At 53.9% G+C, this 20912-nt stretch carries 16 protein-coding genes and 2 tRNA genes; 12 read left to right on the forward strand and 6 right to left on the reverse strand.

What is annotated here, in order from left to right; translation table 11 throughout:
- Positions 1-25: 25 nt before the first annotated feature.
- From ACTU3N_RS11885 to ACTU3N_RS11895, 3 genes are all read left to right on the forward strand, one after another.
- A tRNA-Ala gene (locus tag ACTU3N_RS11885) sits at positions 26-101 on the forward strand.
- A gap of 47 nt (positions 102-148) precedes the next feature.
- A tRNA-Ala gene (locus ACTU3N_RS11890) sits at positions 149-224 on the forward strand.
- Positions 225-450: 226 nt separating this feature from the next.
- Complete coding sequence (locus ACTU3N_RS11895) at positions 451-2610, forward strand: EAL domain-containing protein (RefSeq protein WP_443086338.1); 2160 nt, start codon at positions 451-453, stop codon at positions 2608-2610.
- A gap of 41 nt (positions 2611-2651) precedes the next feature.
- On the opposite strand, the gene ACTU3N_RS11900 is transcribed toward ACTU3N_RS11895, so the two are convergent.
- Complete coding sequence (locus ACTU3N_RS11900; protein WP_443086339.1) at positions 2652-3839, reverse strand: NupC/NupG family nucleoside CNT transporter; 1188 nt, start codon at positions 3837-3839, stop codon at positions 2652-2654.
- A 355-nt stretch (positions 3840-4194) separates the two neighbouring features.
- Here ACTU3N_RS11900 and ACTU3N_RS11905 point away from each other — a divergent pair, with 355 nt between their 5' ends.
- Entirely contained in the window at positions 4195-5433 is a 1239-nt protein-coding gene (locus ACTU3N_RS11905; protein ID WP_443086340.1) for an Nramp family divalent metal transporter, read from the forward strand.
- A gap of 41 nt (positions 5434-5474) precedes the next feature.
- Here the strand turns inward: ACTU3N_RS11905 and ACTU3N_RS11910 are convergent, their stop codons facing one another.
- Entirely contained in the window at positions 5475-5795 is a 321-nt protein-coding gene (locus tag ACTU3N_RS11910; protein ID WP_443086341.1) for a DUF2502 domain-containing protein, read from the reverse strand.
- A gap of 120 nt (positions 5796-5915) precedes the next feature.
- Positions 5916-6914, reverse strand: coding sequence for an L-glyceraldehyde 3-phosphate reductase (gene mgrA, locus ACTU3N_RS11915; RefSeq protein WP_443086342.1), 999 nt, complete (start codon positions 6912-6914; stop codon positions 5916-5918).
- Positions 6915-7081: 167 nt separating this feature from the next.
- Between mgrA and ACTU3N_RS11920 the strand changes: the two genes are divergently transcribed.
- Positions 7082-8743, forward strand: coding sequence for an alpha-keto acid decarboxylase family protein (locus tag ACTU3N_RS11920; protein ID WP_443086343.1), 1662 nt, complete (start codon positions 7082-7084; stop codon positions 8741-8743).
- Positions 8744-8883: 140 nt separating this feature from the next.
- Positions 8884-9849 carry a glucokinase gene (glk, locus tag ACTU3N_RS11925; RefSeq protein WP_443086344.1) on the forward strand — a complete coding sequence of 322 codons (966 nt, stop codon included), beginning with the start codon at positions 8884-8886 and terminating at the stop codon, positions 9847-9849.
- Here glk and ACTU3N_RS11930 read toward each other — a convergent pair.
- Positions 9846-10574 (reverse strand): LytR/AlgR family response regulator transcription factor, encoded by a 729-nt coding sequence (locus ACTU3N_RS11930; RefSeq protein WP_443086345.1) that lies wholly within the window; start codon positions 10572-10574, stop codon positions 9846-9848. The two genes, glk and ACTU3N_RS11930, sit on opposite strands and share 4 nt — an antisense overlap.
- 13 nt (positions 10575-10587) lie before the next feature.
- Positions 10588-12279 carry a LytS/YhcK type 5TM receptor domain-containing protein gene (locus ACTU3N_RS11935; RefSeq protein WP_443086346.1) on the reverse strand — a complete coding sequence of 564 codons (1692 nt, stop codon included), beginning with the start codon at positions 12277-12279 and terminating at the stop codon, positions 10588-10590.
- A 388-nt stretch (positions 12280-12667) separates the two neighbouring features.
- Between ACTU3N_RS11935 and alaC the strand changes: the two genes are divergently transcribed.
- On the forward strand, positions 12668-13909 hold the full coding sequence (alaC, locus tag ACTU3N_RS11940) for an alanine transaminase (RefSeq protein ID WP_443086347.1): 1242 nt from the start codon (positions 12668-12670) through the stop codon (positions 13907-13909).
- Between the two features lie 66 nt (positions 13910-13975).
- Here the strand turns inward: alaC and ypdK are convergent, their stop codons facing one another.
- Complete coding sequence (ypdK, locus tag ACTU3N_RS11945) at positions 13976-14047, reverse strand: membrane protein YpdK (protein WP_099458783.1); 72 nt, start codon at positions 14045-14047, stop codon at positions 13976-13978.
- A 466-nt stretch (positions 14048-14513) separates the two neighbouring features.
- On the opposite strand from ypdK, the gene hutI reads away from it, so the two are divergent.
- The 5 genes from hutI (at position 14514) to hutH (ending at position 20837) form a co-directional block, all read left to right on the forward strand.
- Positions 14514-15740, forward strand: a complete 1227-nt coding sequence (gene hutI / locus ACTU3N_RS11950) for an imidazolonepropionase (protein ID WP_443086348.1) — start codon at positions 14514-14516, stop codon at positions 15738-15740.
- On the forward strand, positions 15737-16696 hold the full coding sequence (gene hutG, locus ACTU3N_RS11955; RefSeq protein ID WP_443086349.1) for a formimidoylglutamase: 960 nt from the start codon (positions 15737-15739) through the stop codon (positions 16694-16696). The genes hutI and hutG overlap by 4 nt, the downstream gene beginning before the upstream one ends.
- Positions 16697-16749: 53 nt before the next feature.
- Entirely contained in the window at positions 16750-17487 is a 738-nt protein-coding gene (locus ACTU3N_RS11960; protein WP_443086350.1) for a histidine utilization repressor, read from the forward strand.
- 142 nt (positions 17488-17629) lie between these two features.
- Positions 17630-19312, forward strand: coding sequence for a urocanate hydratase (gene hutU, locus ACTU3N_RS11965; protein ID WP_443086351.1), 1683 nt, complete (start codon positions 17630-17632; stop codon positions 19310-19312).
- A 1-nt stretch (position 19313) separates the two neighbouring features.
- A complete protein-coding gene (hutH, locus tag ACTU3N_RS11970; RefSeq protein WP_443086352.1) occupies positions 19314-20837 on the forward strand; it encodes a histidine ammonia-lyase in 1524 nt (507 codons plus the stop codon).
- The last annotated feature ends 75 nt before the right edge of the window (positions 20838-20912 follow it).

The raw sequence follows: 20912 nt of genomic DNA on the forward strand, positions 1-20912 counted from the left end.
CGTCAACACGACAGCTTTACGCAACGGGGCTATAGCTCAGCTGGGAGAGCGCTTGCATGGCATGCAAGAGGTCAGCGGTTCGATCCCGCTTAGCTCCACCAAAATCCGCTCCCGACGGATTTGGCGCGTAAAGAAAGAGAACTATCGTGGGGCTATAGCTCAGCTGGGAGAGCGCTTGCATGGCATGCAAGAGGTCAGCGGTTCGATCCCGCTTAGCTCCACCAAATTTCAACCCTCGCATTTATGCGGGGGTTTTTCGTTTTATCCATCTCTATTATTTTTCTTGAAATATCCACTCGTATTAGCACAGAAAAGCGGCAGTATTAGAATCTTTTTATGCTGTTAGCAACTTGCGAGACGAAATAAATAAACCTATTATTTTGAGGTCTTTTTATCTGTTTAAACCGGGTCATTTTATTATTGCCGATGAAATTCAAAAAAGACCATTTCGTGAGAAAATTTTTCTTTGCACTAATTCTGTGTTTGGTGACCATTCCCATTGCTCGCTATTTATCTCCGCGCGCAGTTGTTGACTCCAGTGAGGTTTATCTCGCATGGTTGCCCCTTTGTATTGTTATCGCGATTCTTTTAATATTCGGCCGCCATGGAATATTACCATTAATCATAAGTTTCGCGCTGATCAACGAATGGTATTTTAATTTACACCTGGTCGAAGGCACGGTGCTGCTCGTTTGCCAGTTGTTCCCGGTATTTCTGGTCTGCGGGTTAATGCGCTGGCAGATGGGCAGACGTTGGCGACATGGTGTTCCTAATAAAAATATGGGGATACGTATACTGTGGCTCTGTTTTCTTGTGCCCATAGGTATAAAAACCGCAATGTATATTGCTGGCGTATGGTTTAACTATCCTGTTTATTTAGCGAATTTTTTTAGTACCGATTCGATTATCTATTCCATCATCGATACCCAGAGTTTAATTTGTTCCGTACTGATTTTTGCCCGAGTAATCTATTACCTGTTACGGATGATCGTTGGTCCACGGTTTGCGCGTGTGTTCTGGCAAAAAACGTTTGTACCCGTGCTATCAGCTAAAAATCGCCGATTTACATTAGGCTGGGTAGCAACGTTGGCTGTTATGGTTCTTATTCTTTGTTTACCTTATAAATCTGACTATGTAGCGGGTTATCTTGTTCCGGTTATTTTTATTTGGTTCACGCTGGGGATTAATCGGCTAAATTTAACTTTCATTACGCTGACCTGGGCAATAACTGCTTTTATGCTATTGGCCTATAACGATAATTTCCTGCATGGTGTACATACTGATTACTCGCTGGCATTCGTTATGTCAGTGTTGATTTGTTTTAACGTTAGCATCCTGTATATGACTCGTATGTTTAACCGCAGCGAATGGTTGAGGCAGCGTTGGGAAGCGCAGGCGTTGACCGATCCGCTAACCGGTTTGCCCAACCTGCGCGCGTTTGAAAAAGAGCTTGAAGAGAGGCCCAGTGGGATCGTCTGTTCCATACATATGAAAAATGTTGAGTTCCTCAGTCGGCATTTTGGCCTGCTGATGCGTGTATATGTTAAACAGACCATCACTCAGGATCTCAAGCCTCTATTAATGGAAGGTGAGAAAATCTATCAGCTACCGGGAAGTGAACTGCTGCTGAAATTGAACGAGTCGGATACGCAGGCACGCTTGCACAATATTATTGATTTCCTTAATAGCCGACATATCTTCTGGCATGACTTTGAACTGGATATTGAGTTTGGTGCTTCGTGGGGGGAACTACGCGGTTCCGGAGAGGCGCTGCACCAAATGCTGGGGCAGCTTAGCTGGCTTTCCGAGGAGGCAAGCGCAGAGCATCAATTGTTAGGGCTGTCCCACAGTTTGCAAGTGGTTACTGACCAGACAACGGAACGTGTTCTGTTGCTGAACAAAGTCAAAAGGGCGCTGGATGAAAACGGTATTGCGCTATATGGCCAGCCTATTGTAGATCGCAATGGGGAGGGGTATCAGGAGATCCTCACTCGACTGGTAAGCGATGGCGAGCTGATGACGCCGGACCAGTTTATCCCGATTATCGCACAATTTAACCTGAGCAGTCGTTTTGACATGCAAGTGGTCGAGAGTTTATTGCGATGGATGCAAGCACACCCGCGCCCCAGCGACTATGCGCGCTTCTCGGTCAATCTGATGCCGATGACCATTATGTCAAAAGATTTCGTTCAGCAACTGCTCAAATTGTTTGAACGCTACAGCGTAACGCCGAAGGAGGTGATTATTGAGATCACCGAAGAACAGGTGTTCTCGGATTCGGAAGCAAATATGCGCAATATCCAGCAACTGCGCGCGGCAGGTTTCAAAATCGCGATTGATGACTTTGGGACCGGTTACTCCAACTTTGAACGTCTGAAACAACTGCAGGCAGATATCATTAAAATCGATGGTTGTTTTGTGCGGGATATTTTGCAGGACGCGCAGGATGCGATGATTGTGAAGGCGATTTGCGAGCTGGCGAAGGCGAAATCCCTGTCGGTTGTCGCCGAATATGTGGAAAACGCCGAGCAGCGCGAGCTATTGTTGCGATCAGGTGTCGACTATTTGCAGGGCTATTTGCTCGGTAAACCGCAGCCGTTGCCGGAATAAAAAACCGGGAAAGCTCCCGGTTTTTTAATGCCTTGTGACGATTAGATAACCAGCGCGGTAATGGCCGCAGACAGCACGCTCACAAGCGTTGAGCCGTACACCAGTTTCAGACCAAAGCGTGAAACCACGTTGCCTTGCTCTTCGTTCAGGCCTTTAATCGCCCCGGCGATGATACCAATAGAAGAGAAGTTGGCAAAAGAGACCAGGAACACGGACAGGATCCCTTCTGCACGCGGCGAGAGCGTTGCAGAGATTTTCTGCAGATCCATCATCGCCACGAATTCGTTAGAGACCAGTTTGGTCGCCATAATACTGGCCACCTGTAACGCCTCATGCGCCGGTACACCAAGCACCCATGCAACAGGGTAGAAGATATAACCCAGCAGCCCCTGGAAGGAGATACCGAGCACGGCGGCAAACAAGGCATTCAGGCCGGAAATCAGTGCGATAAAACCGATCAGCATCGCCGCAACGATAATTGCCACTTTAAAGCCCGCAAGAATGTATTCACCGAGCATTTCAAAGAAGCTCTGACCTTCATGCAGGTTAGCCATTTGCAGATTTTCTTCGCTGGCATCCACGCGGTAGGGATTGATAAGCGACAACACAATAAAGGTGCTGAACATATTAAGCACCAGCGCGGCGACCACATATTTGGGGTCCAGCATCGTCATATACGCACCCACGATAGACATGGATACCGTCGACATAGCGGTCGCGGCCATGGTGTACATGCGGTTGCGGGACATTTTGCCGAGGATATCTTTATAGGCGATAAAGTTTTCTGACTGCCCCAGGATCAGTGAACTGACCGCGTTAAACGATTCCAGCTTACCCATGCCGTTAATTTTCGACAGCACCGTACCAATCGCACGGATAACAATCGGCAGCACGCGAATGTGTTGCAAAATACCAATCAGCGCAGAAATAAAGACTATCGGGCACAGGACCTTCAGGAAGAAGAAGGCCAGACCTTCGTCATTCATCTTACCGAACACGAAGTTGGTACCTTCGTTAGCGAAGCCGAGCAGTTTTTCAAACATCTCCGAGAAGCCTTTGACAAAGCCCAGGCCAATGTCAGAGTTCAGGAAGAACCACGCCAGTAAAACCTCAATCACCAGCAGTTGAATAACAAAACGGATACGGATTTTTTTGCGATCGCTGCTCACGAGCAATGCAAGCAGCGCGACAACGGCAAGCGCCAGAACAAAGTGCAAAACGCGGGACATGTTTGCTCCAAATATGAGACGAGTAGAAATTTCGTGCACATTCTATGTAACAAGCTAAAAGAAAACGAGATCAAAGCCACACTATATTAAAGTCCTGTGACCCGTCTCAAAATTAGCGATCAACTATACATTTGGTTTATGTTATGAGGCGGTATGTAAAGTTAACTTTAGCTGCTAAACTATTAACATAACGCGGCGGCTATTCCTGTTGCCGTGGTCACCATTCTTAACTTTTTGGTCCCTCTATTGTTTCTGGCTATCAAATAAATCAGGTAAAACGCTAACAAATGATCTTGATAATCATTCGCATTTTGCTAGCATCAAACATAGCAAAGGCTATATTTGGGAGCAAAAAATGAACAATAGTCGCGTAGAGAGTGGCAGCGGGCGGGCCGCGCGCAAGCTCCGGTTCGCGTTAATGGGCCCCGCGTTCATTGCGGCGATTGGCTATATCGATCCCGGTAACTTTGCCACGAATATTCAGGCGGGGGCGACATTCGGCTACCAGCTGTTGTGGGTGGTCGTGTGGGCTAACCTGATGGCGATGCTGATCCAGCTGCTTTCAGCCAAGCTGGGTATTGCGACCGGGAAAAACCTCGCAGAGCAGATACGCGACCGCTATCCGCGCCCGCTGGTGTGGTTTTATTGGGTGCAGGCGGAAATCATCGCCATGGCAACCGATCTGGCGGAATTTATCGGCGCGGCCATCGGTTTTAAACTGGTGCTCGGCGTGAGTTTATTACAGGGCGCGGTGCTGACCGGGATTGCCACCTTCCTTATCCTGATGTTGCAACGGCGTGGGCAAAAACCGCTGGAAAAAGTGATTGGCGGGCTGCTGCTGTTTGTTGCTGCGGCGTATATCGTGGAGCTTATCTTCTCGCAGCCGAAAGTTGCCGAGCTGGCGAAAGGGATGGTTATCCCGACCCTGTCCGGCACCGAAGCGGTGTTCCTTGCCGCCGGGGTTCTGGGGGCAACGATTATGCCGCATGTTATCTACCTGCACTCATCGTTGACGCAGCATCTGCATAAAGGATCGCAGCAGGAGCGTTACTCCGCAACGAAATGGGATGTCGGCATTGCCATGACGATTGCCGGGTTTGTTAACCTGGCGATGATGGCAACGGCGGCAGCGGCATTCCATTTTAATGGTCATACCGGTATTGCGGATCTCGATCAGGCTTACTTAACGCTGGAGCCGTTATTAAGCCATGCGGCGGCGACAATTTTTGGTCTCAGTCTGATGGCGGCAGGACTCTCCTCCACGGTGGTCGGCACCCTGGCAGGCCAGGTGGTGATGCAGGGATTTGTGCGCTTCCATATTCCGCTGTGGGTGCGTCGTGTCGTGACAATGCTGCCTTCTTTTATTGTTATCTGGCTGGGGCTGGACCCGACGCGCATCCTCGTGCTGAGCCAGGTGTTACTGAGCTTTGGTATCGCGCTCGCGCTGGTGCCGCTGCTGGTCTTCACCAGTAACCGCCAGATAATGGGGGAGCTGGTGAACACCCCGCTGGTGAAACGCACCGGCTGGCTGATTGTTATACTGGTCGTGACCCTGAATGCCTGGCTGCTGATTGGCTCTATCACCGGCATATAAGAAAAGGAGCGCATGCGCTCCTTTCTGTTAATAATGGCCTGTTAGTGATGGTGGCTTCGCCCCTTACCACGATGCTCGTGACGATCGTGTCGGCCGTCACGGTAGCCGCGCTCATAAGCCTTACGGTTATCCCACCCGCGATGCAGGCCGCGATCGTGTCGATGCCAGCGATTGCCGCGCCACTCATAGTTGCGGCCCCAGTAATCACGGTCGCGCCAGCGCCCGCCATCCCAGTAGTTACCATAATGGTCGCGATCGCCAATTTGCAATTTAACGGACGGCAACAGGGTGATTTCGCCAGCATGAGCGACAAGCGGTGCTGAAGCCATTAACACTGCTGCCAGAATCAGTGACCTGAACATAATTTTCTCCTTCACGATCGGGCCAAAAGGCCTGTTACAGTAATATTACGAGGCCGTTAAATTCCGTATTAGTGGCGCAACTCCTAAATCGTTAAGGACAGCACTTTTTGCTAAATTTTGCTATTTCACTGCGCTAAGAAGCGTGTCGATTTCCGCTAACTCGGCCTGATTAAACTGGCGGTTTGCCAGCATTCCCACCGCATCATCCAGCTGGCTGGTTTTACTGGCACCAATCAACACCGACGTCACGTTATTGTTGCGCAGCACCCAGGCCAGCGCCATCTGCGAAAGCTTCTGCCCACGTTTTTGCGCAAGCGTATTTAGCGCCTCCACCAGCGCTCTTTTTTCTTCGGTTATCTGCTGCGGGTTCAAAAAACGGCTCGCGCTGGCTGCGCGGGAGTCTGTCGGAATACCGTGCAGATAACGATCGGTGAGCTGCCCACCCGCCAGCGGGGAAAAAGCAATACTGCCGACGCCTTTTTCCTGCAGCAGATCTAACAACCCGGCTTCAGCGCTGCGCTCCAGCATGGAGTATTTCGGCTGATGAATCAGGCACGGCGTGCCAAGATCGTTAAGGATATCGATAGCCTGGCGCGCCTGTTCGGTAGGATAGTTCGAGATCCCGACATACAACGCTTTCCCCTGGCGCACGATATGATCCAGCGCGCGCATCGTCTCCTCAAGCGGTGTTTGTGGGTCCGGGCGGTGATGATAAAAAATATCCACATACTCAAGCCCCATGCGCCGCAGGCTCTGATCGAGGCTGGCAATCAAGTATTTGCGCGAACCCCAGTCACCGTACGGGCCGTCCCACATGGTGTAACCGGCTTTACTGGAGATGACCAGCTCATCGCGCACGTTGTGAAAATCTTCCTGCAAGATGCGGCCAAAATTGCGTTCAGCGGAGCCGGGCGGGGGGCCGTAGTTATTGGCCAGATCGAAATGGGTAATGCCGAGGTCAAACGCGTGGCGCAGAAGCTGGCGGCTATTTTCCAGTAAAGTCGTGTCGCCGAAGTTGTGCCACAGCCCGAGCGAAATGGCCGGAAGCTTCAAACCGCTGTTGCCGCAGCGATGGTAAGTCATCTTTTCATAACGTGCAGAATCTGCCTGATAAACCATGCCGTTGTCCCTTATTGAGTGAGTGTATACGTTTACACACTACTCAACAGCTTACACCGCCGGGACGCGTAAAGCTTGCTTTCCACCGCTATCGCTAACTATATCCTGGACAGTTATCACAGTTCTCTAATACTCAAATAAGCGCCACTATTCTAAGGATAAATGCTATGCAACCCCTCTATACCGTAGGCGATTATTTGCTGGACAGACTTGCTGGCTGTGGAATCTACCATCTCTTCGGTGTTCCAGGAGATTATAATCTGCAATTTCTGGATAGCGTGATCCAGCACCCTGCGGTGCGCTGGGTAGGCTGCGCCAATGAGCTGAACGCGGCCTATGCCGCCGATGGTTATGGCCGTTGCCAGGGCGCGGGGGCGGTGCTCACCACGTTTGGCGTTGGCGAGCTGAGCGCTATCAACGGTATCGCCGGAAGCTTCGCCGAATATGTCCCGGTATTGCACATCGTTGGTGCCCCTTGCCGCGCTGTTCAGCAGCGGGGTGAACTGTTGCACCACACGCTGGGCGATGGTGACTTCTACCATTTCTGGCGCATGAGTGAGCCGGTCACGGCGGCGCGCGCCATATTAACGCCACAAAATGCCTGCGAGGAAATTGACCGCGTTATCCGTACGATGCTGACCGAGTCACGCCCGGGTTATCTAATGCTGGCCGCTGATGTGGCAAAACTTCCCGCCACGCCGCCAGACTCAGCTCTGGCATCCGTTACCCCGCAGAGACCGAACGCGCGTCTGGACGCGTTTCGCCGCAGTGTTGAAGAGATGCTTTCACGCAGCCCGCGTATAGCGTTACTGGCAGATTTCCTTGCACACCGCTTTGGCGTGCAGGCTCTGTTGCAAGAGTGGATGAAAGATTGCCCCCTTCCTCACGCCACCTTGTTAATGGGAAAAGGGCTGTTTGATGAAACGCAGGATGGGTTTGTGGGCACTTACAGCGGTGGCGCGAGTGAAAAGCCGGTGCGTAAAGCTATCGAAGAGGCGGATACGATTATCTGCGTCGGCGCGCGCTTTAGCGATACGCTCACCGCCGGTTTTACCCAGCAGTTACCGGATGAGCGGACGATTGATATTCAGCCGTTTGCCGCGCGTGTGGGTCAGCAATGGTTCAGCGGCGTTGCGATGTACGAGGCGGTGAGCGTGCTGATTTCGGTATGTCGCAGCAAACCCCGCAACGCGCTAACGAAGCCGGAGGCACCTGCGACACCAGCGCATCAGCAGCAGAGCATACTGGATCAGGCGAGTTTCTGGCATACCGTACAGGCATTTATTCGCCCCGGCGATATTATTCTGGCCGACCAGGGCACCGCTGCGTTTGGCGCGGCGGCGTTGCGCTTGCCCGCGCAGGTCGACTTTCTTGTCCAGCCTTTATGGGGATCGATAGGTTTTTGCCTGCCCGCCGCCTTTGGCGCGCAGACCGCGTTTCCGGCGCGTCGAACTATCCTTATCACCGGTGATGGCGCAGCACAGCTTACCATTCAGGAGCTGGGGTCGATGCTACGTGATGGGCTGCGACCGATTATTTTACTGCTGAATAATGACGGGTATACCGTCGAGCGCGCCATTCACGGCGCGCAACAACGCTATAATGACATCGCACGCTGGAACTGGACGCATTTGCCCCACGCGCTCAGCCACAACTGCCAGGCCGAGTGCTGGCGGGTTAACGAAACGGTGCAACTCGCGCAGGCGCTGGAAGCCGCTGAACGTCATAACCGACTGGCGTTGATTGAAGTGATGTTGCCGAAAGCCGATCTTCCCGCACTCCTGCGCGACGTCACGCAGGCTTTGGGATCGCGAAATAGCCATCAGTGAGAATGGGCTGAAACGATACGGTTAATCTGTGACGAAGATCGATAATCCTGGGGTACTCGTGATATGGTCGTTGTTGTTAAAGCGCCTTGAATTTACAGTGTGCCAAAGAAATATTCTGACTTCAGCGGAGCCGTAAAAGAATGACTAAATATGCTTTAGTGGGGGATGTGGGCGGCACGAACACGCGTCTGGCGTTGTGCGATGTCGACAGTGGTGACATCTCCCGGGCCAAAACCTACTCCGGCCTTGATTATCCAAGCCTGGAAGCCGTGGTACAGGTGTATCTCCAGGAGCATGATGTTAGCGTCGAAGCAGGTTGTATTGCGATAGCGTGCCCCATAACCGGTGACTGGGTGGCAATGACCAACCATACCTGGGCATTTTCTATCAACGAGATGAAAAAAAATCTGGGCTTTGCTCATCTTGAGATAATCAACGATTTCACCGCGGTGTCGATGGCTATCCCGATGCTGAAAAAAGAGCATCTTATCCAGTTCGGCGGCAGCGAGCCTGTCGATGGCAAGCCGATTGCTGTTTATGGCGCGGGTACCGGTCTTGGCGTCGCGCATCTGGTGCATGTGGATAAACGCTGGGTCAGCCTGCCGGGCGAGGGCGGTCACGTGGACTTCGCGCCAAACAGTGAAGAAGAGGGGATTATCCTGGAGGTGCTGCGCGAAGAGATAGGCCATGTGTCTGCCGAGCGTGTGCTCTCAGGTCCTGGGCTTGTCAATTTATACCGCGCGATTGTCAAAGCCGACGGTCGTCTGCCGGAAAACCTGCAGCCGAAAGATATCACCGGGCGAGCGCTGGAAGACAGCAGCACCGATTGCCGCCGCGCCCTGGCGCTGTTTTGCGTGATTATGGGCCGTTTTGGCGGCAACCTGGCGCTGAATCTCGGCACCTTTGGCGGGGTCTATATCGCCGGTGGCATCGTTCCTCGTTTCCTGGATTTCTTCACCGCGTCCGGTTTTCGCGGTGGGTTTGAGGATAAAGGGCGCTTTAAATCCTACGTTCAGGACATCCCGGTGTATCTGATTGTGCACGATAACCCTGGCCTGCTCGGCTCCGGCGCACACCTGCGCCAGACCCTGGGTTACTATCTCTAAAGATCCATTAACTGGCGGAATTCTTTCACTTTGCTGCGGCTGACGGGCACCTGAAAATCGAGGTCCCGCAGCCGTAAAATATAGGTATTGTTAAACCAGGGTTCTATCTCGCGGATTTTATCCAGATTGACGCAGTACGAACGGTGGCAGCGGAAGAAGTGGGCGGGCGGTAATTTGCTGCAAAACTCCGTAATGTTCATTGGCATCACGTAGGATTCCCGCTTCGTGTACACGAAGGTCATCTTCTCATGCGCCTCAGCATAATAAATATCATGAATGCTTGTAACGATAATGCGCTCGTCTTTCACCAGATTGATAGTGGCGTTTTCTCGCGGCGCTGGGCTGGCAACCTGCGTGGATTGCGGCTGTCCGGCGGCTTCCAGCTTTTGCAGCATGCTGATGATCCGCGACTCCTGGTAAGGTTTGAGAATATAGTCAAACGCTTCCAGTTCAAAGGCTTCCACCGCGTGCTCTTTCCATGCGGTGATAAACACAATAAAGGGTTTTTCGGCGAACTGGCTGATGTTTTTCGCCAGCATAACGCCATCCAGTGACGGGATATTGATATCCAGGAAAATCACATCAACTTTATTGTTTTGCAGAAACTTCAGTACATCGAGGCCGTCATCAAACGAGGCGACAATCTCCATCTGGCTGTGCTCTTTTATCAACCAGCTTAGCTCCTGCTGGGCGAGAAACTCATCTTCAACAATGATGGCTTTCATCGACTTCTCCCGGTTAAGGCAACAAGGTGGCGGTGGGCGAGACGGATTTTCGCGGCACGTAAAAAGCGATTTCTGTGCCAGGCGTTAAACGGCGGATATGCAATCCTTCGCCGTAAAGCAATTTTACGCGCTGATGCACATTCAGCAGGCCAATTTTATTCCCCGGCATCTCGTCGGCTTCGACTCTGGCAATCATCTCCGGCGCGATACCGTTGCCCGTGTCCCGCACGGCAATGCGCACCCGATTACCGCACTCTTCCACGCAGATGGTGACCACGCCTTTTCCTTTACACGGCTGGATGCCATGCACGATGGCGTTCTCAACCAGCGGCTGAATAAGCAGGCTGGGAATAAGGCAACTCACTTCTTCATCTATGTCATAAATAACCGTCAGCTTGTCGCCAAAACGGGCCTGTTCAATCGCAATATAGTCTTTGATTTGGTACAACTCTTTTTTGATATCGATCTGTTCATCGTCTTTTAATTCAATGTTATAGCGCAGATAGCGCGACAAATTAAAGATCAACTGCCGGGCGGTGTCCGGATTCAGGCGAATGGAAGAAGAGATTGCGTTTAACGCATTAAACAAAAAGTGCGGGTTGATTTTACTTTGCAGCGCGCGCAGTTCCGCTTTATTCGCCATCACCCGTAGTTGCTCGGCGCGCGAAACTTCCAGCTGTGTCGAGATGATTTGCGACAGACCGACCGCCATTTCCTGCAACGAGGATGTTATCTGGTGCGCATGACAGTAATAGATTTTTAACGTACCGGTGACCACGCCCTGCTCGCGCAGAGGGATAACCAGCATCGAGTGAATTTCAGGAGTTCGGTGCGCTTCATCATTGTTTTTAATGATAATTGTACCTGTATTAATCGCCTGATGCGTGGTCGGGCTGAGGATATCATTACTGTCGCGATAGTTATTTTCCCCGACCCCCACGTAGGCCAGCACCCGATCGACGTTGGTGATAGCGACCGCATCGGCATCGATATCCCGGCGGATGATGTCGCAGACCTTACGCAGGGATTCACTGTTGACGTTACGAAAAAGCGGCAGCGTTTTGTTCGCAATATCCAGCGCCAGTTTGGCCTGACGACCGGCGATAGCCTCTTTTTCCCCTTCGACGCTTTGCACCAGCAGCACTATAAGGCCGATACAGACAGTGCCCAGAATCATCGGTACACCGATTTTCGATACGATATCAAGGCCAAGCGCGGTGGAGGGCGCCCAGAAAATGACCAGAATCATGGTCAGGGACTCGCAAATCATTCCGCCGATAATCCCGGCTTTCCAGTGCTGCGCTTTTGGAATTTTTCGGTTAATAACGCCGGACATCACGCCCGCAATAATGCTGGTAATAAAGCATGGCACCGCCGTCACGCCGCCAATATCAATCAGGTAACGATGCGTCCCGGCAATAATACCGGTGATAATACCGACCCACGGCCCGAACAGAATTCCGCCAGACATCACCGCAATGATGCGCACGTTGACCAGCGATCCTTCTACCGGCACGCCGGACCAGGTGCTGAATAGCGCAAACAGAGAGAAGATAGCGGTAACCGCCAGCAGCTCTTTCGCTGAGTGGGCAGATTTGTGCAGCAGTTCGCGAAACAGGCGGATGCGAATCAGAAAAAACAGGCAGATCAACATCAGCGCGGCGCGGTCGAAAACCGCCAGCAGCATAGTAAATATTTCGTGCACGGGAGACTCTTGTCGGTAGCATCAAAGCGCCATAATAAAAAACCCCGGCGCTATTGACCAGTCAACGTATTTACTGACTGAATGAGGAAAAACCACTTTTCCAAAAGGGGATTAAAAAGCGTTGAAAGAGTACAGGAGCGTCTGCGCGAGCAAAGCAGAATCTCAGTAATCGCAATGATATCGGTTTGTTAAAATAAAGAGTGTGATTGACTGAAAATGGTTCGCGGATTTTTTTTTATCTCAGGCAGAGTTCCGCTTTTTATGTTGGTCACTCTTTTTGCATTTTCTCCTCGACAGTTTCAATTTTTTCACGCTATGTTCTAAAGATGCTGCACTTGCAGCGGCGTCGCTCGGACGGTCCGGGCGCTCACGTTAATCCGAGGAATCTATGGCTGACTTCAGTCCTGAACGTCGTTTCACGCGTATCGATCGTCTCCCCCCGTATGTCTTTAACATTACCGCTGAACTGAAAATGGCCGCGCGTCGCCGTGGCGAAGATATTATTGATTTCAGTATGGGCAACCCGGATGGCGCAACGCCTGCGCATATTGTCGAGAAACTCTGCACCGTTGCACAGCGACCGGATACTCACGGCTACTCAACCTCACGCGGCATTCCGCGCCTGCGCCGGGCCATTTCCCACTGGTATAAGGATCGCTACCAGGTGGATATCTGCCCGGAGACGGAAGCGATTGTCACTATTGGTTCAAAAGAGGGGCTGGCGCATTTAATGCTGGCGACGCTGGATCATGGCGATACGGTGCTGGTACCAAACCCGAGTTACCCGATTCATATTTATGGGGCGGTGATCGCCGGTGCGCAGGTACGCTCCGTGCCGCTGGTCGAAGGCGTGGATTTCTTTAACGAGCTGGAACGTGCGATTCGTGAAAGTTATCCGAAACCGAAAATGATGATTCTGGGCTTTCCGTCGAACCCAACCGCGCAGTGCGTGGAACTTGAGTTTTTCGAGAAAGTGGTGGCGCTGGCGAAGCGCTACGATGTGCTGGTGGTTCATGATTTGGCCTATGCCGATATCGTCTATGACGGCTGGAAAGCGCCTTCAATCATGCAGGTGCCCGGTGCCAGAGATGTGGCGGTTGAGTTTTTCACCCTGTCAAAAAGCTACAATATGGCGGGCTGGCGTATCGGTTTTATGGTCGGCAACCCGGTGCTGGTCAACGCGCTGGCACGTATCAAGAGCTATCATGACTACGGCACATTTACCCCTTTACAGGTGGCCGCGATTGCTGCGCTGGAAGGCGATCAGCAGTGCGTGCGCGATATCGCCGCGCAGTATAAGCGCCGCCGCGATGTGCTGGTAAAAGGCTTGCACGAAGCTGGCTGGATGGTGGATGTGCCGAAAGCGTCGATGTACGTCTGGGCGAAAATCCCGGCACCTTACGCTGAAATGGGATCGCTGGAGTTTGCTAAAAAACTACTGCAAGAGGCGAAAGTGTGCGTCTCGCCCGGTATCGGTTTTGGCGACTATGGTGATACGCACGTGCGTTTTGCCTTAATTGAGAACCGCGATCGCATCCGTCAGGCGGTGCGGGGGATAAAAGCCATGTTCCGCGCCGACGGCCTGTTGCCTGCGTCGCAAAAAAGCGCGCTGGAAGATATCGAACCGTAAAAGCGAGAATGCTGCCAGACAAGAAAAGAAACAGGAGCCAGAAGGCTCCTGTTTTTGCATCAATGCTTAGATCATCAGTGCGAACGTGCCGGCCCACACGATAACCATCACCGAAATGCCCATAAAGAAATATTTCACGTTCAACGCTCCACATACGCAAGAGTATGCATTTATGACCTGAGTATAGAGAGGTGAAACTGTGATCAGACTAAAATGAGAATTATCTCTTTTTGTGCCGCAGCTACGCCTCAGAATTCCGGTGAATTCATCACCAAACGGCGCTAATGTACGCTTAATTTTTTCGCCTCGCAAGCGTCTTTTTCCTATTTAATTTTAGTGACTTACAATGTGTCGTGCTTTGGCGACACATTAATTTCACTGCTAAATAAATTGCTCGTCGGCGACGCTTTTCATCATTAGCTGAAACGCTTCATATCCGCTTGAATTCCAGGGGTAATTTTTTGACATTGCTCACAGAATGCGCAAAAACGGCGCAAAAAACTGCCGTCCGGCATCGCGTTCGCCAGACATAATGGTGAGTCTTTATTGACAACAGATGCATAATACAAATAAATGTCTATACAACCCATGACAAGCAAACACCATGACTGAACTGACCGCTGATGACTGCGTCTGGCGTAACGCACGCCTGGCCACCCTGGACCCGTCGCAATCGCAACCCTATGGCCTGCTGGATGATTATGCGCTGATCGTGCGCGATGGCCGTATCCGCGCCGTTATTCCTGTTGATGCAATTCCTGCGCATAATTCGCGCAGCATTGATTTAGAGGGGCGATTAGTAACGCCGGGGCTGATCGATTGCCATACCCATCTGGTATTCGGCGGCAGCCGCGCCCAGGAGTGGGAGCAGCGCCTGATGGGCGCGTCTTACCAGCAAATTAGCGCGGCGGGCGGCGGCATCAACGCAACCGTACATGCGACGCGCCACAGCAGCGACATCGAACTCGAATGCCTGGCGTTTCCGCGCCTGGTACGGCTGATGCGTGAAGGCGTAACGACCGTGGAGATCAAGTCCGGCTACGGTCTGGATATGCAAAGTGAAGAGAAAATGTTGCGCGTGGCGGGCAACCTGGCGAAGACCAACCCGATAGAGGTCAGCCGCACGCTGCTTGCCGCCCACACTACGCCGCCTGAATATAAAGACGACCCGGATGGTTATATTGCGCTGGTCTGCGAGACGATTTTGCCGCGTTTATGGCAGGACGGGCTTTTCGAAGCGGTCGATGTGTTTTGCGAAAACGTGGGCTTCAGCCCGGCGCAAGCGGAGCGGGTATTTCAAAGCGCGCGCGCGAAAGGCATTCCCGTGAAAGGCCATGTCGAGCAGCTTTCATCGCTCGGCGGCGCGCAACTGGTCAGCCGCTATCAGGGGCTTTCTGCCGATCATATCGAGTATCTGAGTGAAGCGGGTGTGGCGGCCATGCGCGAGAGCGGCACGGTGGCGGTGCTGTTACCCGGCGCGTTCTATTTTCTTAACGAAAAACAGAAACCGCCGGTGGAGTTGCTGCGGCGCTACCAGGTGCCGATGGCGGTCGCCACAGATTTTAATCCTGGCACCAGCCCTTTCACCAGCCTGCATCTGGCGATGAATATGGCCTGCGTGCAATTTGGCCTGACGCCGGAAGAAGCCTGGCTGGGCGTGACGCGCCATGCGGCGCAAGCGCTGGGTCGCAAGCATACACATGGTCAGCTGGCGGTCGGTTTTGTTGCGGACTTTGTGGTCTGGGATGCGGAGCACCCGGTGGAAATGGTCTATGAGCCGATGCGCAATCCGTTGTTTCGCCGCGTATTTCGCGGTGAGGTAAGTCTATGAACCTCTGGCATCCGGTCGATAGCTCATGCTGGCAAGGGCGCGACGATCGCAGCGAAGCCGCCAATGCCTTACGCGTATTTCAAACCATTACGCAGCCGCAGGGTTTTGTTCCTGAACGCTATCCGGGCAGGATTGCGCTGTTAGGTTTTGCCTGTGACGAAGGGGTTAAGCGTAACCAGGGGCGCGCGGGGGCGGCACAAGGGCCGGATGCGCTGCGTAAAGCGCTGGCGAATATGGCAAGCCAGGCCGGGCACCCTCAGCTGGTGGAGATGGGCAACATTTGTGCGCAAGCAGAACAGCTCGAAGCCGCGCAGCAGGCGCTGCATGATGCGGCACTTGCCTGCCAGCAGGCGCAGATGCGCACGCTGGTGTTCGGCGGCGGTCACGAAACGGCTTTTGGTCACGGCTCGGCCATCCTCGATGCTTTTCCTGATGAGAAGGTGGGCATTATCAACCTGGATGCGCACCTTGATTTACGAATCTCCCCGCGCGCCAGCTCCGGCACGCCGTTTCGCCAGCTGGCGCAGCACTGCGAGGCGCAAAGGTGTGGTTTCCACTACAGCTGTTTTGGTGCCAGCCTCGCGGCGAACACCCAGGCGCTGTGGGATGAGGCCGCGCGCCTGAATGTCCGGGTAATAGAGGATTTGAGCGTACTGCATGCTTTTGAGGAGCAGGTTCTGCCGGAGATAGCGCGCAATATCGCCCACTATGACAGGCTCTGGTTAACCATCGATCTGGACGTGCTTCCCGGTTACGAAATGCCCGCCGTGTCGGCTCCGGCAGCGCTCGGGGTGCCGCTGGCGTTACTGTTACGCATCGTTGAACCTTTGTGCCGCAGCGGCAAATTACAGGCGGTCGATCTGGTGGAGTTTAACCCGCAGTTCGATATTGCAGGGCAGGGGGCAAAAGCCGCCGCACGGCTGGCCTGGCAGATTGCCCACTGGTGGCGGGTATAAATCAGGTTATACTCGGGCAAAATTGCTTTTCATTGATAAGGAACCTTCGCGTTATGTATTCGCCTCGCTCCCGCCCCGCACCGGCTAATGCGCCGGTGCCCTTTTATGAAAAAGTGAAGCAGGCTATTTGCGAAAAAATCTACGCCGGTATCTGGCAGCCGCACGATCGCATTCCCTCCGAAGCTGAACTGGTCGCGCAGTTTGGCTTTAGCCGTATGACGATAAACCGGGCGGTGCGTGAGCTAACGGACGAGGGGTTGCTGGTGCGTTTGCAGGGCGTAGGCACGTTTGTTGCGGAGCCGAAAGGCCAGTCGGCGCTGTTTGAGATCCGCAGCATTGCCGATGAAATCGCCGCACGCCATCACCAGCATCGCTGTGAAGTGCTGCTGCTGGAAGAAACGCGTGCGGATTTCACCCAGGCGACGGCGCTGGATGTTGACGAGGGAACGCGGATTTATCATTCCCGGATGGTGCATTTTGAAAATGACATCCCGGTACAGATAGAAGATCGCAGCGTCAATGCCGCCGTTGTGCCGGATTATTTGCAGCAGGATTACACCCAAACCACGCCGCATGCTTACCTGTCGCTGGTTGCGCCATTAACCGAAGGCGAACATATCGTTGAGGCGGTGCTGGCAACGCCGGACGAGTGCCGCTTGTTGCAGATTAAAGAGCACGATCCTTGCCTGCTTATCCGCCGCCGTACCTGGTCTACCTCGCATATTGTTTCCCACGCCAGCCTGCTTTTCCCCGGTTCCCGCTACCGTCTGCAGGGGCATTTTGGCTCCTGATAGCGGCATGACTAAAAAGCGTGATTGCTGACGCAATATAATAAAATTGTATCATTTATGTTAAATCCTGGCTTGCCTGTAATTGTATAGACAAGTATATGTGTTTATACACGTCTATTTCGTTCGTCAGGAGAAAACCACGATGTCGCAAACCAAACACCGCCAGCAGGAGATCCGTGCGCCACGCGGCACCACGCTGAACGCGAAGAGCTGGCTCACCGAAGCGCCGCTGCGCATGTTAATGAATAACCTCGACCCTGAGGTGGCAGAAAACCCGCACGAGCTGGTGGTGTATGGCGGAATCGGTCGCGCGGCACGTAACTGGGAATGTTATGACGCCATCGTCAAAGCGCTGAAAGCGCTGGAACAGGATGAGACGCTCCTGGTGCAGTCCGGCAAGCCGGTGGGGGTGTTCAAAACCCACGACAATGCGCCGCGCGTGCTGATTGCGAACTCTAACCTGGTGCCGCACTGGGCGACCTGGGAGCATTTTAACGAGCTTGATGCGCAGGGCCTGGCGATGTATGGCCAAATGACCGCCGGAAGCTGGATCTATATTGGCAGCCAGGGCATTGTGCAGGGCACGTATGAAACCTTTGTCGAAGCAGGCCGCCAGCACTATAACGGTGAACTGAAAGGCCGCTGGGTGCTGACCGCCGGGCTTGGCGGGATGGGCGGGGCGCAGCCGCTGGCCGCCACGCTTGCCGGTGCCTGCTCGCTGAATATTGAGTGCCAGCAAAGCCGTATCGATTTTCGTCTGCGTACCCGTTATGTGGATGAGCAGGCCAGCTCGCTGGACGATGCGCTGACACGAATCAAAAAATACACCGCCGAAGGCCGGGCGGTGTCGATTGCCCTGTGCGCTAACGCAGCAGATATTCTGCCGGAGCTGGTTAAGCGCGGCGTGCGCCCGGACATGGTGACCGATCAGACCAGCGCCCACGATCCGCTGCACGGTTATCTGCCGCAAGGTTTACGCTGGGAGGAGTATCAGCGCCGGGCGGAATCGGACCCGCAGGGAACCGTACTGGCGGCGAAACGCACGATGGCGCAGCATGTCAACGCGATGCTGGCCTTCCATCAACAAGGCATTCCAACCTTTGACTACGGCAACAATATCCGCCAGATGGCCAAAGAGATGGGCGTGGATAACGCGTTTGATTTTCCAGGCTTTGTTCCGGCGTATATCCGCCCGTTATTCTGCCGCGGCATTGGCCCGTTTCGCTGGGTAGCGCTCTCAGGCGATGCGCAGGATATTTATAAAACCGACGCCAAAGTCAAAGAGCTTATCGATGACAAACACCTCCACCACTGGCTGGATATGGCGCGTGAGCGCATCAGTTTCCAGGGATTACCGGCGCGCATTTGTTGGGTCGGGCTGGAATGGCGGCAAAAACTGGGGCTGGCATTTAATGAGATGGTGCGGCGCGGCGAAGTCAGCGCGCCGATAGTGATAGGCCGCGATCACCTGGATTCCGGCTCGGTCGCCAGCCCTAACCGTGAAACCGAAGCAATGCGCGATGGCTCCGATGCGGTGTCCGACTGGCCGTTACTCAACGCGCTGCTGAATACCGCCAGCGGAGCCACCTGGGTGTCGCTGCACCACGGCGGCGGCGTCGGCATGGGCTTCTCACAACATGCCGGGATGGTAATTGTCTGCGACGGCACGGATGAAGCGGCAGCACGTATCGCCCGCGTGCTGCATAACGATCCGGCAACTGGTGTGATGCGCCATGCTGATGCAGGCTATGACATTGCAATTGAGTGCGCCGCCGAACAGGGGCTCAATCTTCCCATGATCGCCGCCACTCAGGAGCGCCGCTAACATGAAAAATATCACCCTGACTCCAGGCCAGTTGAGCCTTTCGCAACTGCGTGAAATTTACAGCCAGCCACTTCAGCTTACCCTGGATGATGGCGCGTTTGCCGCCATCAACGAAAGCGTCGCCTGCGTGAACGCTATCATGGCGCAGGGACGTACCGCATACGGCATCAACACCGGTTTTGGCCTACTGGCGCAAACGCGCATCGCGAACGACGATCTGGAAAATTTACAGCGCTCGCTGGTGCTTTCCCATGCGGCAGGCGTGGGTGAACCGCTGGACGATGCGATGGTGCGCCTGATTATGGTGCTGAAGATTAATAGCCTGGCGCGCGGGTTTTCCGGCATTCGTTTGCAGGTTATCCAGCTGCTGGTCGCGATGGTCAATGCGGGCGTTTACCCGTGGATCCCGGCGAAAGGTTCGGTAGGGGCTTCTGGTGATTTGGCACCGCTGGCGCATATGTCCCTGACCCTGCTTGGTGAGGGCAAAGCGCGCTGGCAGGGAGAGTGGCTGCCCGCCGCCGACGCGCTGAAAAAGGCCGGTCTGGCGCCGCTGACGCTGGCGGCAAAAGAGGGGCTGGCGCTGCTCAACGGCACACAAACCTCCACTGCCTTTGCGTTGCGCGGGTTGTTTGAAGCCGAAGACCTGTTTGCACAAGCCGTGGTGTGCGGCGCGTTAACCACCGAAGCGGCGCTCGGTTCACGCCGCCCGTTCGATGCGCGTATCCACGCGGTGCGCGGTCAGCGCGGGCAAATAGATGCGGCAGCGCTGTACCGCCATGTACTGACGGACAACAGTGCGGTTGCCCAATCGCATCAGAACTGCAACAAAGTACAAGACCCTTACTCCTTGCGCTGCCAGCCGCAGGTAATGGGCGCTTGCCTGACTCAGCTACGCTATGCCGCAGAGGTGTTGCTGGCAGAAGCGAATGCCGTATCGGATAACCCGCTGGTCTTCGCTGCCGAAAACGAAGTGATTTCCGGCGGCAACTTCCACGCGGAACCGGTGGCAATGGCCGCGGATAACATCGCGCTGGCAATCGCGGAAATCGGCGCGCTGGCGGAGCGGCGAATTGCGCTCCTGATGGACAGCCATATGTCCCAGCTACCGCCTTTTTTGGTGAAAAATGGCGGCGTCAACTCAGGCTTTATGATTGCCCAGGTAACGGCGGCGGCGCTGGCGAGCGAGAACAAAGCGCTTTCACATCCGCATAGCGTGGATAGCCTGCCAACCTCGGCAAACCAGGAAGACCATGTTTCGATGGCCCCCGCCGCAGGCCGCCGCCTGTGGGAGATGGCGGCCAATACCCGTGGCGTGATTGCCGTAGAATGGCTGGCGGCCTGCCAGGGGCTGGATATGCGCGAAGGACTCGCCTCCAGCCCAACGCTTGAAAGCGCCCGCCATCTCCTGCGCGAGCATGTTCCTCATTACGATAAAGACCGCTATTTCGCCCCCGATATTGAAAACGCAACGGCGCTGCTGGCTGCGCGTCATCTGACGCAACTTCTGCCAGCGATAGTGACCTGAGAACGCATTATCGCAGCTTCTGTATCCAGGCCAGGGGTACATCTCCTGGCCGCTCTGCACGCATTTTTGCCGTCA

The organism is Vagococcus sp. WN89Y (genome assembly GCF_052220145.1).
In the GTDB taxonomy this organism is placed as follows: Bacteria; Pseudomonadota; Gammaproteobacteria; order Enterobacterales; family Enterobacteriaceae; genus Kosakonia.